13 protein-coding genes and 1 rRNA gene are annotated in these 16,587 nt (G+C 37.3%); 7 read left to right on the top strand and 7 right to left on the bottom strand.

Features of this window, described 5'->3' with window-relative positions:
- The 7 genes from MMB69_RS23395 to dnaA form a co-directional block, all read right to left on the bottom strand.
- Positions 1–110, bottom strand: a 16S ribosomal RNA gene (locus MMB69_RS23395); the annotation flags it as partial.
- Between the two features lie 262 nt (positions 111–372).
- Entirely contained in the window at positions 373–2,883 is a 2,511-nt protein-coding gene (gene gyrA, locus MMB69_RS23390; protein WP_221785927.1) for a DNA gyrase subunit A, read from the bottom strand.
- Between the two features lie 126 nt (positions 2,884–3,009).
- Positions 3,010–4,926, bottom strand: a complete 1,917-nt coding sequence (gyrB, locus tag MMB69_RS23385) for a DNA topoisomerase (ATP-hydrolyzing) subunit B (protein WP_277448499.1) — start codon at positions 4,924–4,926, stop codon at positions 3,010–3,012.
- Positions 4,927–5,164: 238 nt separating this feature from the next.
- Positions 5,165–6,283, bottom strand: coding sequence for a DNA replication/repair protein RecF (gene recF, locus MMB69_RS23380; protein ID WP_013054823.1), 1,119 nt, complete (start codon positions 6,281–6,283; stop codon positions 5,165–5,167).
- Between the two features lie 14 nt (positions 6,284–6,297).
- Positions 6,298–6,513, bottom strand: coding sequence for a S4 domain-containing protein YaaA (gene yaaA, locus MMB69_RS23375; RefSeq protein WP_013054822.1), 216 nt, complete (start codon positions 6,511–6,513; stop codon positions 6,298–6,300).
- Positions 6,514–6,613: 100 nt separating this feature from the next.
- Positions 6,614–7,750 carry a DNA polymerase III subunit beta gene (gene dnaN / locus MMB69_RS23370; protein WP_013054821.1) on the bottom strand — a complete coding sequence of 379 codons (1,137 nt, stop codon included), beginning with the start codon at positions 7,748–7,750 and terminating at the stop codon, positions 6,614–6,616.
- 186 nt (positions 7,751–7,936) lie between these two features.
- The gene (gene dnaA / locus MMB69_RS23365; protein WP_028409768.1) at positions 7,937–9,280 is read right to left on the bottom strand and encodes a chromosomal replication initiator protein DnaA; all 1,344 of its coding nucleotides are present in this window, start codon (positions 9,278–9,280) and stop codon (positions 7,937–7,939) included.
- Positions 9,281–10,034: 754 nt separating this feature from the next.
- Between dnaA and rpmH the strand changes: the two genes are divergently transcribed.
- The 7 genes from rpmH (at position 10,035) to rsmG (ending at position 16,495) form a co-directional block, all read left to right on the top strand.
- Positions 10,035–10,169 (top strand): 50S ribosomal protein L34, encoded by a 135-nt coding sequence (gene rpmH, locus MMB69_RS23360; RefSeq protein WP_013059930.1) that lies wholly within the window; start codon positions 10,035–10,037, stop codon positions 10,167–10,169.
- Positions 10,170–10,279: 110 nt separating this feature from the next.
- Positions 10,280–10,633, top strand: a complete 354-nt coding sequence (rnpA, locus tag MMB69_RS23355; protein ID WP_013059929.1) for a ribonuclease P protein component — start codon at positions 10,280–10,282, stop codon at positions 10,631–10,633.
- 115 nt (positions 10,634–10,748) lie between these two features.
- A complete protein-coding gene (spoIIIJ, locus tag MMB69_RS23350) occupies positions 10,749–11,513 on the top strand; it encodes a YidC family membrane integrase SpoIIIJ (RefSeq protein ID WP_013085568.1) in 765 nt (254 codons plus the stop codon).
- Positions 11,510–12,139, top strand: a complete 630-nt coding sequence (gene jag, locus MMB69_RS23345) for an RNA-binding cell elongation regulator Jag/EloR (protein WP_074681904.1) — start codon at positions 11,510–11,512, stop codon at positions 12,137–12,139. The genes spoIIIJ and jag overlap by 4 nt, the downstream gene beginning before the upstream one ends.
- 308 nt (positions 12,140–12,447) lie before the next feature.
- Positions 12,448–13,836: a tRNA uridine-5-carboxymethylaminomethyl(34) synthesis GTPase MnmE gene (mnmE, locus tag MMB69_RS23340; protein WP_277448496.1), complete on the top strand. Its 1,389-nt coding sequence runs from the start codon at positions 12,448–12,450 to the stop codon at positions 13,834–13,836.
- Between the two features lie 22 nt (positions 13,837–13,858).
- The gene (mnmG, locus tag MMB69_RS23335) at positions 13,859–15,748 is read left to right on the top strand and encodes a tRNA uridine-5-carboxymethylaminomethyl(34) synthesis enzyme MnmG (RefSeq protein ID WP_014457671.1); all 1,890 of its coding nucleotides are present in this window, start codon (positions 13,859–13,861) and stop codon (positions 15,746–15,748) included.
- Between the two features lie 30 nt (positions 15,749–15,778).
- A complete protein-coding gene (gene rsmG / locus MMB69_RS23330; protein WP_014457672.1) occupies positions 15,779–16,495 on the top strand; it encodes a 16S rRNA (guanine(527)-N(7))-methyltransferase RsmG in 717 nt (238 codons plus the stop codon).
- Positions 16,496–16,587: the final 92 nt, after the last annotated feature.

Genomic DNA, 16,587 nt, shown 5'->3' with positions numbered 1-16,587 from the left:
CCGTCCGCCGCTAACGTCATAGAAGCAAGCTTCTAATCAGTTCGCTCGACTTGCATGTATTAGGCACGCCGCCAGCGTTCATCCTGAGCCAGGATCAAACTCTCCGAAGAAATGTTTGACTTGCTCATTTAAAAAATAAAAATTAACGTTGACGTTTACTATTTCGTTCAGTTTTCAAAGAACTCTTGTCTTAAAGCGACTCCCATATAATAACACTTTATAAGAATCGTTGTCAACACTTTTATATAACTTTTTTAAAACTACTAAAAAAGTTATATGTATTTTGCTGACTTTTTATATATTACCAAAATGAAAAGCCTATGGCAAGGTTTTTTTACATAAAAAAAGCCCCTGATTTTTCAGGGGCTCTTTTTATTCTTCCGTTTCTTCAGCTTCAATTACTATATCTGTCTCTTCATGTTCATCTAATTCATCTAATACTTCGTCTTCATCTTCTGAAGTTTGTACTTTTGCAACCGTTGAAACAAACTCTTCGTCTCCTAAACGGATGACTTTGACACCTTGTGTGTTACGGCCCATCTGTGAAATATCTGAAACAGAAACACGGATAAGAACGCCGCTTACTGTGATAAGCATAATATCTTCTTCTTGAGATACGCATTTCAGTGCGACAACATCACCATTTTTATCAGTGATATTACATGTTCTTAAACCTTTACCGCCTCTTGTTTGTACACGATATTCTTCAATCGGCGTACGTTTTCCATAACCATTTTTCGTAATGATCAAGACATCTGATTGTTCTTCGAGAATCTCCATACCGATTACTTCATCTTCTGAATCGAGAGTGATCCCTTTAACTCCAGTAGCCGTACGTCCCATTGAGCGAACATCATTTTCATTAAAACGAATTAACATACCCTTCTTCGTTCCAATAACCATATCGCGCTTACCATCTGTCAATTTAACAGAAATCAATTCATCTTCTTCTCTTAAATTCAAGGCGATAAGTCCGCTATTTCGAATGTTCTCAAAAGAAGATAAAGGTGTACGCTTAGAAATTCCTTGTTTTGTAGTAAAGAATAGATACCAATCGTCTACAAATTCATCGACGCGAATGATGGCATTTACCCACTCACCTTTGTCTACTTCTAACAAGTTAATAATAGGTATCCCTTTAGCCGTTCTTCCGTACTCTGGAATTTCGTATCCTTTTGTCCGATAGACTTTTCCCTTATTTGTAAAGAAGAGAATCGTATCATGAGTAGAAGTTGTTAAAAGATGTTCAACGAAATCATCTTCGTTTGTATTCATTCCTTGAATACCTCTTCCGCCTCTTCGCTGACTCTTATACGTAGAAACAGGCAAACGTTTAATATAGCCGTTGTGCGTTAAGCTAATAACAATATCTTGGCGAGGAATCAGATCCTCGTCTTCGATAATTTCCGCTCCTCCGCTTACGATTTCTGTTCGACGTCCGTCATTGAATCTTTCTTTTACTTCTATTAGTTCTTCTCTAATAATTTCTAATACTTTTTCTTCATCTGCTAAAATAGCTTTTAATTCAGCAATTAGCGCTAATAAAGATTGATATTCCGCTTCAATCTTCTCTCGCTCTAATCCTGTTAAACGCTGTAGGCGCATATCCAAAATAGCTTGCGCTTGTTTTTCAGATAACGAAAACTGAGTCATTAATCCTTCACGTGCAATATCTGTTGTTTGAGAACCTCTAATTAAAGCAATAACAGCATCTAAATTATCAAGAGCAATCTTTAAACCTTCTAAAATATGCGCACGTGCTTCTGCTTTTCGAAGTTCAAATTCAGTACGACGACGAATAACCACTACCTGATGGTCTAAGTAGTACTGTAGACATTGCTTCAAGTTCAATACTTTTGGCTGTCCATCTACTAATGCAAGGGTATTAATACCAAAACTTGTTTGAAGAGATGTCTGCTTATATAAGTTGTTTAATAAAACATTTGCATTTGCATCACGTCTTACTTCAATAACAATACGCATACCTGAACGGTCAGACTCATCTCGTAAATCCGTAATTCCATCAATCTTCTTATCACGAGCTAGCTCAGCAATTTTTTCAATTAGCTTTGCTTTATTTACTTGGTATGGTAGTTCATGAACAATAATAGTTTGTTTACCATTGCTTTGTTCTTCAATTTCTACTTTTGCGCGAACAATAATAGAACCTTTTCCAGTTTCATAAGCTTTACGAATTCCGCTGCGGCCAAGAATTTGTCCTGCAGTTGGGAAATCCGGGCCTGGAATAATCTCCATTAACTCTGCAATTGTGATATCAGGGTCTTGACTTACAGCTAAAACGCCGTCAATGACTTCCCCTAACTGATGCGGAGGAATATTTGTCGCCATACCTACCGCAATTCCGGCTGAACCGTTTACAAGTAAATTTGGAAATCTAGCAGGTAATACAATTGGCTCACGTTCAGAACCGTCATAGTTATCTTGGTAATCAATTGTATCTTTATTGATGTCACGCAACAGTTCCATCGAAACTTTTGACATTCTTGCTTCTGTATAACGCATAGCTGCTGCTGCATCTCCATCAACAGATCCAAAGTTTCCATGACCGTCAATTAGCATATAACGATAGCTAAAATCTTGTGCCATACGAACCATTGTTTCATATACAGCTGAGTCACCGTGTGGGTGATACTTACCAATTACTTCTCCTACGATACGAGCTGATTTTTTATATGGCTTATCCGATCCCATACCTAAATCATTCATTGCATATAAAATGCGACGGTGCACAGGCTTAAGTCCGTCTCTTACATCTGGTAAAGCACGCGATACAATTACGCTCATTGCATAATCTAAAAAAGATGCGCGCATTTCTTGACTAATATTTACTTCTCTTATTTGAGAGTTTGGTTTATCTGACATCGATAAGAACCTCCTTCGCGAAGTTCAGTATAGTAATTCATATATATGTAAACGCAGGATAGAACCTATCTCTATCCTGACGTTTATATACCCTTTATAAAAAATATAAAGGGTATTACCGTTCATTTAAATATCGAGATTTTTTACGTACTGAGCATTTTCTTCAATGAAATTACGGCGTGGTTCTACTTTGTCGCCCATTAAAATTTCAAATGTCTCATCAGCTTCAATTGCATCTTGCAAGTTCACCTGAAGAAGGGTACGGAACTCTGGATCCATTGTTGTTTCCCATAATTGTTCAGGGTTCATCTCTCCTAAACCTTTGTAACGCTGAAGGTTTGGCTTTGCGCCTTCAGGGAAAGAAGCTAATACCTCTTCTAATTGACGATCGTTGTACGCGTACTCCACCTTTTTACCTTGTGAAACTTTGTAAAGAGGCGGCTGGGCAATGTACACATATCCATGCTCAATAATCTGTCTCATATAGCGATAGAAGAACGTTAGAAGAAGCGTACGAATATGTGCACCGTCTACGTCTGCATCTGTCATAATCACAATTTTATGGTAGCGTGCTTTCGAGATATCAAAATCGTCACCAATACCCGTTCCTAGAGCGGTAATGATTGTACGAATTTCGTTATTAGATAAAATTTTATCTAAACGCGCTTTCTCTACGTTGATAATTTTACCGCGTAAAGGCAAAATAGCTTGGAAATGACGGCTTCTTCCCTGCTTAGCTGAACCTCCGGCAGAGTCACCCTCTACTACATAGAGTTCGCTAATAGAAGGATCTTTTGATGAACAGTCTGCTAATTTACCCGGTAAGTTTGAGATTTCAAGCGCACTTTTACGTCTTGTGAGCTCACGAGCTTTTTTAGCTGCCATTCTTGCTCTTGCAGCCATTAAACCTTTTTCAATTACCTTTTTCGCCACAATAGGGTTCTCTAGCAAGTACGTTTCTAAGTGTTCTGCAAATACAGAGTCAGTAATTGTTCTTGCTTCACTATTTCCCAGCTTTGTTTTTGTTTGTCCTTCGAACTGCGGATCTGGGTGCTTAATAGAGATGATAGCTGTAATTCCTTCACGAACATCTTCACCCGTTAGATTGGCGTCACTGTCTTTAAATACGCTGTTTTTACGTGCATAGTCGTTAATTACACGCGTTAACGCTGTTTTAAATCCTGCTTCGTGCGTTCCACCTTCATATGTGTGAATGTTGTTTGCAAAAGAATATAAATTACTTGTATAGCTATCGTTATATTGAATAGCAATTTCCACAGAAATGTTATCTCGATTACCTTCAATATAGATCGGCTCTTCGTGAATCACTTCTTTCGAACGGTTTAAGTGTTCAACATAAGACTTAATTCCGCCTTCATAGTGATATTCACGTCTTTTATCTTCTTCACGTTTGTCTTCAATCGTAATTTTAATGCCGCGATTTAAGAAAGCTAACTCACGCAGACGATTAGCTAACGTATCAAAGTCGTATTCAAGCGTTTCTGTAAAAATTTCACCGTCTGGATGGAATTGAATAACAGTACCTGTTTTATCTGTTTCTCCAACTACTTTTAAGTCGGCAGCCGGTACACCTCGTTCATATTTTTGATAATGAACTTTACCGTCACGATGTACGTGCACTTCCAAAGAGGTAGAAAGTGCGTTAACAACTGAGGCACCTACACCGTGTAATCCACCAGATACTTTATAGCCGCCGCCGCCAAATTTACCTCCGGCATGAAGAACCGTTAAGATAACTTCAACGGCAGGTCTGCCCATTTTTTCTTGAATACCAACCGGAATTCCACGACCGTTATCTTTGACTGTAATACTATTATCCTTTTCGATAATAACATTAATTTCATCGCAATAGCCGGCCAGCGCTTCATCAATACTATTATCTACAATTTCCCATACAAGATGATGTAAACCCTTTGCGCTCGTCGATCCAATATACATCCCAGGACGTTTACGAACAGCTTCTAATCCTTCTAATACTTGTATCTGATCAGCTTCATATGCTTGTATTTCTTTTTGTTCCATCGTCAAATGTATCACCTACACTTTTTTTTAACAGCAAACTGCTGTATTTATCATTTTGTATTATGTTTTTCGAATATTATGTGGAAATAATACGGAGCCTTTAATGTATTTGCAATTTGTTTACTTATGCACAAAATTTCATAATCGAGGGTACGAGTTGAAATATATAACTTAAAACTATAATGATATCATATTTCAGTTAGATTGCCTTGTGAAAAATTTTTAGACAGATCAATTACTATTTGACCTTTTGAATTTGGCCAGCTTCTACGTGATATGTAGCGGCTTTTTCTAAGGTCTCGTGATGAATTCCTTCAATGCTCGTTGTCGTTACAAACGTCTGAACTTTTCCTTGAATGGTATTTAGCAAGTGTGATTGACGAAAATCATCTAATTCAGACAATACGTCGTCTAAAAGCAAGATTGGATATTCACCTACTTCTTGATGAATTAACTCAATTTCAGCAAGCTTTAACGATAAAGCAGTCGTCCGCTGTTGCCCTTGTGAACCAAATGTTTGAACGTCTTTTTCATTAACGTAGAAAAGAAGATCATCACGGTGTGGTCCTGCTAAGGTGACACCTCTATCAATTTCTCTACTTTTTATTTTATCAAACTTTTGATGATATGCTTCTAACATTTTCGACAAATCTGCATCTTCTGATACATCAATTGAATTCTTATACTCAATTTTTAATGTTTCTAAGTCTCGACTGATCCCTTTATGAATAGGCTCTGCCCACTGTTGAAGTAACTGTAAAAACTCAAAACGTTTTTTTAAGATTTTCGCCGCCATTTCACTTAACTGTAACGTAAGTACGTCTAAAAGTGAAAGATCCGTTTGTTTTTTTGTCTGCAGCTGCTTCAAATATTGATTTCTTTGCTGCAAGATCTTTTGATACCTGCTTAAATCATGCATGTAAACAGGCGAAACTTGACCAATTTCCATATCGATAAATTTGCGCCTTACTTGCGGACTCCCTTTGACTAGGTTCAAATCCTCCGGAGCAAACATGACAGTGTTAATTGATCCTATATATTGACTGAGTTTTTTCTGCTCAATGTGATTATATTTTGCTTTTTTCCCTTTTGTTGAGATGACTAAATCCAGTGTAACAGGCCCTCTATGCTTTTCTACAATGCCCGATAGCTTTGCATACTCACAGTCCCATTTAATTAATTCTTTATCGTTGGATGTACGATGAGATTTAGCCATAGATAATACGAAGATCGATTCCATCACGTTTGTTTTACCCTGTGCATTTTCACCCAAAATGACGTTTACTTTATTTTCAAAAGGAATCGTTGTCTTCGTATAGTTTCGGTAATTTGTTAAAGTAATTTCTTTAATATACAAACGTTTCACCAACTTTAAGTAATAACAACAAATGATCCTGCAGCCGGTATATCCACTTCGTCATTTGCATATAATTTACGTCCGCGGCGCTCTTCTAGCTCCCCGTTCACATATACTTCGTGCTCACTTAAAAACCATTTTACCATTCCACCTGTTTGAATGACGTCTGCTAGTTTTAAAAACTGGCCAAGCGTAATGTATTCAGTTGAAATTTTAACCTCTGTTTTCATGCGACTCTCTCACTTTCTAATGATGTATCTCTATTTTACTAAATAATTCTCCCTGAGAAAAGAAAGCTACTAGTACGGCATGCTAGTAGCTTTCTGAGATTTAATATGTTCGCACTGGTAAAATCAGCTGTAGCATTGAATCATCCTCTAATGTTCGAATGACAAATGGACGCATCGCACCAGTGAAGTTAATTTTGATATCTGTTCCTTCGAGCGCTTTTAATGCGTCTAACATATATTTTGCGCTAAAAGAAATTTTTAATTCTTCTCCTGAGATAGACTGACTTTGTACCTCTTCAATTACTTTTCCGATTTCAGGAGAGTTAGAAGAGATTTCAACAATTCCTTCATCCAGCGTAGATAGTTTTACTACGTTGTTTCTTCCTTCACGAGCTAATAAAGAAGCGCGGTCAATCGATTGCAGGAATTCTTTTACGTTCAATATAACATCCGTTTTACTATCAGCTGGGATCAATCTTGAAGTATCAGGATAATTTCCGTCCAATAATCTTGAGAAAAATAGTAAATGTTTTGTTTTAAATAATACTTGATTTTCCGTAATAACAATGTCTACTAATTCATGAGAATCATCAAGGATCTTACTGAATTCACTTAAACTTTTACCTGGAATAACCACATTATACGTTGCTTCATTTCCAGTTTCAATGGTCGCTTTTCGCAAAGCTAGACGGTGACTGTCAGTGGCAATGCACGTTAATTCTTTGCCATCGACCTTCCAGTTTACACCTGTCAAGATAGGTCGTGTTTCTGAGGTGGACACTGCAAAGACAGTTTGTCGAATCATGTTTTTTAATAAGTCTGTCGGTAATCTAAACATGTTGTTTTCTTCGATCTGTGGCAAATGAGGATACTCTTCTGCATCTAAACCATTTAAGTTAAATTCAGCTTTTCCTGAACGAATGATTGTTAAAAAGTGACTTTGGACGTCTAATTCTACAATGTCTTTAGGAAGCTTTTTGACGATTTCACTAAAGAAACGAGCTGGGAGAACCACGCTTCCTGGTTTTTGGATATCAACAATCTCTTTTCCTTCTTCTTCGTTTGGAATAAACGATTCAATTGAAATGTCGGAATCACTTCCGGTTAAGGTAACACCTTCTTCAGTCGCTACAATTTTAATCCCCGTTAAAATTGGAATTGTTGTTCTAGAAGATACAGCTTTCATAACATCTTGAACGCTTTGAACTAGATAGTCTTTCTGTATGATGAATTTCATAATAATTAATCCTCCTTAAAAGTAGGTTTAAAAGCTTATTATTTATTATATTTTAAGATAGTAGTAGTAATAGGGGCTGTGGAAATGTGGATAACCCCCAAAAACGTGAGAACACAGCCTATCCACATGTGGACAGACTGTGTACAATCCTAACTCACTTATACACAAAATACAAGTAAAAAAAGCCTATATTTTTAGTGATTCACTTATTTCTTTAATTTGTTTTTGTAGGTCAGTATCTGTTTGAACAAGTTTTGAGATTTTTTCATGGGCATGGATGACAGTAGTATGGTCTCGCCCGCCAAACTCTTCTCCAATTTTAGGAAGCGAAAAATCCGTTAGTTCGCGAGAAAGGTACATGGCAATTTGTCTAGGAAACGCTACTGACTTTGTGCGTTTCTTCGCTTTGAAATCATCTAATTTTATATTAAATTCTTGTCCAACAATCTGTTGGATGTCTTGAATCGTAATAACCCTAGGTTTTGAACTAGGAATGATATCTTTTAATGCTTCTGCTGCTAAATCAGCGTTTATATCTTTATTAATTAGTGAAGAATAAGCTACTACACGAATAAGTGCTCCTTCTAATTCTCTAATATTTGAATCAATCTGATTGGCGATATAAAGCATAACTTCATTTGGAATAACTAAGCCGTCCGCTTTGGCTTTTTTTCGTAAAATAGCAATTCGTGTTTCCAAATCTGGTGGTGTGATGTCTGTAATAAGGCCCCATTCAAAGCGAGAGCGAAGTCGGTCTTCAAGTGTAGGAATTTCTTTTGGCGGTCGATCACTTGAGATGACAATCTGCTTGCTTTCTTCGTGAAGCGTATTAAACGTATGGAAAAATTCTTCTTGTGTCTGCTCTTTACCTGCTAAGAATTGAATATCATCAATTAGTAAAACATCTACATTACGGTATTTGTTGCGGAATTCTACTGCTTTATTATCACGAATAGAGTTAATAAACTCATTTGTAAATTTTTCAGATGATAAGTACACGACTTTAGCGGCAGGATTATGATCTAACACATAGTGGCCTATGGCGTGCATTAAGTGTGTTTTGCCTAATCCTACTCCCCCGTAAATAAAAAGCGGATTATAGGCTTTAGCCGGCGCTTCTGCTACTGCTAAAGAAGCTGCATGCGCAAACCGATTTCCAGATCCGATAACAAATGTATCAAAGGTATACTTCGAATTTAGCATGCTTTGAGGAAATTCTGATCCTTCGTCTTTATTGACTTTCTTTTTAGGAGTTTGAATATCAAATTCTTCCTCTGCCTGGTTAGGAGGAATAATAAATTTCACATCTAACTCTTCCCCCGTAAGATCGTAAAGTGTTTCAGCAATCAAATTAGAATACCTAGATTCTAACCAGTCCCGTGCAAAATCATTAGGCGCAGTAATAATGAGCGTGTCTCCTTGTAAAGCGTGAGCTTTTGTCGATTTGAGCCAGGTTTCAAAACTAGGTTTGCTTAATTTTTTTTCAATTTGATCTAAAGCTCTATTCCATAAATCATGAATGTTTTCCAACGAGCAATCCCTCCTTTTTCTAGCTTTTATGCACTCTGTACAACCCTTGTACAACCTGTACAAAACCTTATGCATAAAAAAATTATATTTATACAATTGCTATTATGTGGGTAAATATATATTATAGAAGAAAGCCGACTATTCGACAGATTCCACATGGTGTGGATAACTTTATACAGTGATAGTGGAAATGATGTCCACAAGTTGTCCACAGTTTGTGGATAAAAACCAACTGTGGAAAAGTAATTAAGAGTGAAAACAAAAATATAATATCAAAGAATTCGGCATGATGCAATGAATTTTCGAAACTTATCCACAATCACTACACCTTGTGGAGAAAAGTTTTCCACAACACAAGATAGTGTGCATGAGTTGTCGATAAGGAATGGAAAAGTAGAAAAATGTCGAAAAAACTTATCCACAAAGGTTTAAGAGCAGAATTTGAATAAAAAAGAGGCTTTTTATAACATTTATTGTTGTAGTTTTGTTCAGTAACGATGCGATCGCAGCTGCTAGAGAAAGAAAAAGTGATGAAAAGGAAAAATTTTTTCTTTAATAAATCAATGAATTTTATTGATTAGGTATAGACAATTGGGTTATAAAGATATTAGAATGAAGAAGATTGAGTAAAACAGATAATGAAACCAAGAGATTGAAAATTTTATTTTTTAAATAACATTGACATCTTCTTAGTCTTTTCATTATAATTGCAAGGACTGTCTTTTTCAGTTATTCCTCGAGGAGGTGTTTATAGATGAAAAGAACTTACCAACCAAACAAACGTAAGCACAGTAAAGTACACGGTTTCCGCGCTCGTATGAGCTCAGCGAATGGACGTAAAGTTTTAGCTCGTCGTCGTCGTAAAGGAAGAAAAGTATTATCAGCATAATAGACCACTGACGCCAGTGGTCTTTTTTCGCTTTATAAGGCTAAAATCACCTCTGTTCCTGTAGGGACTACATAAGAGCATGACCTGAAAAAGGGCAGGAGTTGTTAAAAATGAAAAAAAGATATCGTATAAAAAAGAATGATGAATTTCAAACAGTTTTTAAAAAGGGCAAGTCCGTAGCGAATCGCCAATTTGTCTTGTATGTTCTAGACAAACCGGATCAAGAACATTTCCGCGTAGGATTCTCCGTGGGCAAAAAGATTGGAAATGCCGTGACGCGTAATCGAGTTAAGCGCCTTGCTAAACAAATTATGTTTGAATTCACACCGTATTTAAAGCAAGACAAAGATTATATTGTAATTGCAAGGCAGCCTGCTGCAACAATGAGCTATGAAGAAATTAAAAGCAGCTTGCAGCATGTCTTTAAGCGTGGCAAATTACTTACACATAGACAAAACGATTAATAAACAATAGAAGAAAAGCCTTTAATAGCTGTTGTTTTTCTACCGCATCCTTATATAATGGATTTTGACGCACTTTCAGAATTGAAAGGTGAACATGTAGAAGGAGGAAAAACAGGTGAAGAAGAAGTTGTTTTTAGGAATAACGCTTATCTTTCTATTAACTGTTTTAGCGGGTTGTACGGAAATTAACCAACCTATTACAGATGATAGTAAAGGTTTTTGGAATGAGTATGTTGTGTATCCGCTGTCATTAGTCATTACGTATCTGGCGGAGGTATTTAAAAGCTATGGAGTTGCGATCATCGTTGTCACAATCCTGATTCGCTTACTTATTCTACCGCTTATGATTAAACAGATGAGAAATACGAAAGCAATGCAGACACTTCAGCCCGAAATGCAGAAGTTAAAGGAGAAATACAGTTCAAAAGATGCCCAGACGCAGCAGCAATTGCAGAAAGAAACGATGGCATTATTCCAAACTTACGGAGTAAATCCTTTAGCTGGGTGCTTTCCAATTCTAATTCAAATGCCCATTCTTATTGGGATTTTCCACGCGATTACACGAACGTCGGAAATCGCAAACAACAGCTTTTTATGGTTTGATTTAGGTGCGCGTGATCCGCTATTTATCTTACCAATTGTCGCAGGAATCACAACGTTTATTCAGCAAAAGATGATGATGGCCGGAAATGCAAATCAAAATCCTCAAATGGCTATGATGCTTTGGGTTATGCCGATCATGATTGTGGTTTTTGCAATCAATTTTCCAGCTGCCTTATCTCTTTATTGGGTAGTGGGAAATCTATTTATGATTATTCAAACCTACTTCATTAAAGGGCCAGACTTAAAACAAGCGAATATTGAAGGGGTTAAAAAATGAACGAAATCACAATTACGGCCCAGACGATTGAAGCTGCTGTTCAAGAAGCATTAGATGCTTTAGAAGTAGAGCGAAATCAAACAAATGTAGAAATAATTGAACCAGGAAAAAAAGGATTTTTAGGAATCTTTAAGGGAAAACCCGCAGTTGTAAAAGTTACAAAAATAGTTGACCCTGTAGAGGAAGCGGTTCATTTTATTACAAATGTTAGCCGTGAAATGGGGATTTCGATTCATACGAACGTCAAAAAAACCTCGAGAAACTGCATAATTGAGATTAGTAGCGATTCAGCGGGAATGTTGATTGGAAAACATGGACAAACCCTTAATGCGCTCCAGCTTCTCACACAATTGGTAGCTAATCGATACAGTCAACAATTTTTAAATGTTGTATTAAATCCAGAAGGCTACCGGGAAAAACGAAAAGAAATGGTCGAAAAACTGGCATTAAAAATAGCTAATCAGGCAATTAAAACGAATCGATCTGTTCAACTAGAACCAATGCCTTCTCATGAAAGAAAAATGATTCACCAAGCGTTAGCTAAAAATTCTTTAGTTGAAACACAATCCGTTGGCAAAGAACCCAAAAGAAGTATTTTGGTTCAGCCAGTTGCCAAAAAGCACTAGCAAAATAAGCTAGTGCTTTTTTATGTGCTTATTTTTATCGATCCAGCGTTCAAAAAAATCAGGATGCATACGTTGTTATTCACATGTGGATAAGTTAAAATAGTACATACTGCCTGTTTTTCTTGCTGTGCATAACAGAAGAACGTTAGAGATGTTCCAAATCGGTGAATTGTGGTATTCTATTTATTTGGTTCATACAAATCATGGGCCTTAAAATAGATGTTTTTGTTCGTGGAAAATTGTTAACGATGATAGTATATAACATCGTTTAAAATAAAAGGTTTATAAAATGAAATGAGGTGAAGTTGGTGTTAGATTTTGATACAATTGCGGCTATTTCTACACCAATGGGAGAAGGAGCTATTGCCATCGTCCGCCTGAGTGGTGAAGAAGCGATTACGATTGCAGATCGTATCTTTAAAAGCGTTTCGAATAAACGATTAACAGACGTAGCTTCTCATACCATTCACTACGGTCATATCGTAGATCCCAAGACAGAGCAAGTCGTTGAAGAAGTGATGCTTTCCATTATGAAAGGTCCCAAGACATTTACTAGAGAAGACATTATTGAAATTAACTGTCATGGAGGAATTGTATCCGTTAATCGTGTGCTGCAGTTAGTTATTGCAAATGGTGCCCGTTTAGCTGAGCCGGGTGAGTTTACAAAACGAGCATTTTTAAATGGTCGAGTAGACTTATCACAAGCAGAAGCTGTCATGGATTTAATTCGTGCCAAAACAGATAAAGCGATGAATATGGCGATTGGCCAAATGGAAGGGCGTTTGTCCAAGCTAGTACGTCATTTACGGCAGGAAATTCTCGAAACACTTGCCCACGTAGAAGTAAACATTGACTACCCAGAATATGACGATGTAGAGGAAATGACTCACCAAGTATTGATTGAAAAAGCTTCAAATGTACGCCAAGAAATTGATAAGCTTCTTCAAACCTCTCATCAAGGGAAAATTTTAAGAGAAGGATTGGCTACGGTTATTATTGGGCGTCCTAATGTAGGGAAATCTTCTCTTCTAAATAGTTTAGTGCAAGATGCAAAGGCCATTGTCACAGACATTCCTGGAACGACGCGAGATGTAATCGAAGAGTACGTCAATGTGCGAGGAGTTCCTCTGCGATTAGTTGATACAGCTGGAATTCGTGAAACAGAAGATATTGTAGAACGAATTGGTGTAGAACGTTCTCGTCAGTATTTGAAAGAAGCAGATTTAATTTTGCTTGTGTTGAATTTTAATGAAGAACTAACGGACGAAGATAAAAAGCTATTTGAAGCTGTAAAAGGCATGGACGTTATCGTGATTGTGAATAAAACAGATCTTGAGCAAAAAATTAATCTAGAGGAAGTGCAGCAATTTGCTGGTGATCATCCAATAGTGACGACTTCGCTTCTTCAAGAACAAGGAGTAGATCAGCTTGAAGAAGCAATCGCAGCTCTTTTCTTTGGAGGAACAATTGAATCTCAAGATTTAACATATTTATCTAATACGAGACATATTGCGCTTTTAACGCAAGCAAGAGGAGCTATCGATGAGGCCATCACAGGTATTGAAAATGGTGTTCCAATCGATATTGTCCAAATTGATTTAACAAGAACGTGGGAACTATTAGGTGAAATTATTGGTGATGCTGTTCACGAAAGCTTAATTGATCAGTTGTTCTCTCAATTCTGTTTAGGAAAATAGATTATTAAAGGAGGCTACTATTATGCAATATGAAGGTGGACAATATGACGTTATTGTCATTGGAGCAGGTCATGCAGGTTGTGAAGCGGCACTTGCTTCTGCGCGTATGGGTGCTAAAACGTTAACCTTGACCATTAATTTAGACATGGTGGCGTTTATGCCCTGCAACCCTTCTGTAGGCGGTCCTGCAAAAGGTATTGTAGTACGTGAAATTGATGCTCTTGGCGGAGAAATGGGTAGAAATATCGATAAAACTCATATTCAAATGAGAATGTTAAACACAGGAAAAGGTCCAGCCGTTCGAGCACTTAGAGCTCAAGCGGATAAATTTGCTTATCAGCATGAAATGAAAAAAACGTTAGAAAATGAAGAAAATCTAACGCTTATGCAAGGCATGGTAGAACAGTTAATCGTAGAAGACGGTGTATGTACGGGCGTTGTCACTCAAACGGGAGCTGTATATAAAGCTAAAACAGTTGTTATTACGACAGGGACATTCTTACGCGGGGAAATTATTTTAGGTGAACTAAAATATTCAAGCGGTCCTAACAATCAACAACCTGCTATTAAGCTTTCTGAACACTTAGAGGAGTTAGGACTGGACATGGTCCGTTTTAAAACCGGAACTCCACCGCGTGTTAACAGCTCCACTATTGATTACAGCAAAACAGAGATTCAGCCTGGGGATGATGTACCTCGTGCTTTCTCATACGAAACAACACAGTACATTACAGATCAACTGCCTTGCTGGTTAACATATACAAGTGAACAAACTCATCAAATTATTGACGAGAACCTCCACTTATCTCCTATGTATTCTGGGATGATCAAAGGTACTGGACCGCGCTACTGTCCATCTATTGAAGATAAGGTTGTGCGCTTTAATGATAAACCGCGCCACCAAATTTTCTTAGAGCCAGAAGGACGAAACACGCAAGAAGTATATGTTCAAGGATTGTCAACAAGTCTTCCTGAGCACGTACAGCGTCAAATGCTTGCGACAATTCCGGGCCTTGAAAAAGTCCAAATGATGCGTGCGGGCTATGCTATTGAATATGATGCAATTGTTCCGACTCAGTTATGGCCAACGCTTGAAACGAAGAAAATTAAAAATCTTTATACGGCTGGACAAATTAACGGAACATCTGGTTATGAAGAAGCTGCAGGCCAAGGTCTTCTTGCTGGAATTAACGCGGGAAGAAGAGCGCTGGAACAAGAAGAAGTCATCTTAGGACGTTCTGATGCTTATATCGGTGTATTGGTAGACGATTTAGTAACAAAAGGAACAAATGAACCGTATCGTCTACTAACGTCTCGTGCAGAATATCGTTTATTGCTTCGTCACGATAACGCTGACTTACGCCTTACTGAAATTGGTCGTGAACTAGGATTAATCAGCGATGAGCGCTATGCTAAATTTGAACAAAAGAAAGCGGAAATCGAGCAAGAGAAGAAACGTCTTTTCTCCTTTATAATTAAGCCGAATGAAGCTGTTCAACAACTGATTAAAGAAGCTGGCGGCAGTGAATTAAAAGATGGCATTCGTGCGACAGATTTACTTCGCCGTCCTGAAATGACATATACTCATATTCATCAATTAGCACCAGCTGATGAGACGGTAGATCCTGAAGTAGCTGAACAAGTAGAAATCCAGGTGAAATACGAAGGATATATTCAGAAATCACTTCAGCAAGTTGAACGTTTGAAGAAGTTAGAAAACAAAAAGATTCCTGATTATATCGATTATGATGCAATTAACGGTTTAGCTACAGAAGCACGTCAAAAATTAAACCAAGTGCGTCCACTAACGGTAGCGCAAGCTTCACGTATTTCGGGAGTCAACCCAGCTGATATTTCAATCTTGCTTGTTTATATTGAACAAGGGCGCATCGCTAAAGTATCAAATGATTAAAACTCTTAGGCGCGAAGAAAGGGAAACTCAATGAATATTCAACAGTTTCAACAGCTATTAGAAGAAAAGGGAATTTCTCTTTCTTCTAAACAGCTGAATCAATTTGAAAAGTATTATCAAGTTTTAGTGGAATGGAACGAAAAAATGAATTTAACTGCTATCACTGATCACGGTGAAGTGTATGAAAAGCATTTTTACGATTCTATTTCAGCTGCTTTTTTTCAAGACTTTACAGAAATTGAATCCATGTGTGATGTAGGTGCAGGAGCAGGATTTCCAAGTATTCCGATCAAAATTTGCTTCCCGCATTTGCATGTAACAATCGTTGATTCGTTACAAAAGCGTATTACGTTTTTAACGCATCTTGTAAATGAGCTTGAACTAGACAATGTCACACTATGTCATGATCGAGCTGAAACATTTGGTAAAAAAGAAACGATTCGCGAGTCATTCGATCTTGTAACGGCAAGAGCCGTGGCACGTATCTCGGTTCTCAATGAATTTTGCTTACCGCTTGTTAAAGAACAAGGACGCTTTTTAGCAATGAAAGGTGCTTCTGCCCCTGAGGAATTAAAAAATGGAGAAAAATCATTCCAAGTATTAGGTGGAAAAGTGAATTCGATTGAACATTTCCAATTGCCTTTGGAGCAAAGTGAACGTTACATTATTTTAATAGACAAAATAAAGAAAACGCCTAAAAAATATCCTAGAAAACCTGGTACCCCAGTTAAGCTTCCACTAGAGTAGGCATTAAATAGATAGAGAAGAAAATGTTTCATATGAAACATTTTCTTCTCTATATTTTCTGTTTAGAAAGCAGGATATGATTAAAAAACATC

It is taken from the genome of Priestia sp. P5, from assembly GCF_029522155.1.
In the GTDB taxonomy this organism is placed as follows: domain Bacteria; phylum Bacillota; class Bacilli; order Bacillales; family Bacillaceae_H; genus Priestia; species Priestia megaterium_E.
This window is presented reverse-complemented; position numbering and strand designations above follow the sequence as displayed.

Coding starts and splice junctions, on each gene's coding strand:
- gyrA (WP_221785927.1), bottom strand. CDS start 2,883: ATGTCAGATAAACCAAACTCTCAAATAAGAGAAGTAAATATTAGTCAA.
- gyrB (WP_277448499.1), bottom strand. CDS start 4,926: ATGGAACAAAAAGAAATACAAGCATATGAAGCTGATCAGATACAAGTA.
- yaaA (WP_013054822.1), bottom strand. CDS start 6,513: ATGAAAACAGAGGTTAAAATTTCAACTGAATACATTACGCTTGGCCAG.
- dnaN (WP_013054821.1), bottom strand. CDS start 7,750: ATGAAATTCATCATACAGAAAGACTATCTAGTTCAAAGCGTTCAAGAT.
- rpmH (WP_013059930.1), top strand. CDS start 10,035: ATGAAAAGAACTTACCAACCAAACAAACGTAAGCACAGTAAAGTACAC.
- rnpA (WP_013059929.1), top strand. CDS start 10,280: ATGAAAAAAAGATATCGTATAAAAAAGAATGATGAATTTCAAACAGTT.
- jag (WP_074681904.1), top strand. CDS start 11,510: ATGAACGAAATCACAATTACGGCCCAGACGATTGAAGCTGCTGTTCAA.
- mnmG (WP_014457671.1), top strand. CDS start 13,859: ATGCAATATGAAGGTGGACAATATGACGTTATTGTCATTGGAGCAGGT.
- rsmG (WP_014457672.1), top strand. CDS start 15,779: ATGAATATTCAACAGTTTCAACAGCTATTAGAAGAAAAGGGAATTTCT.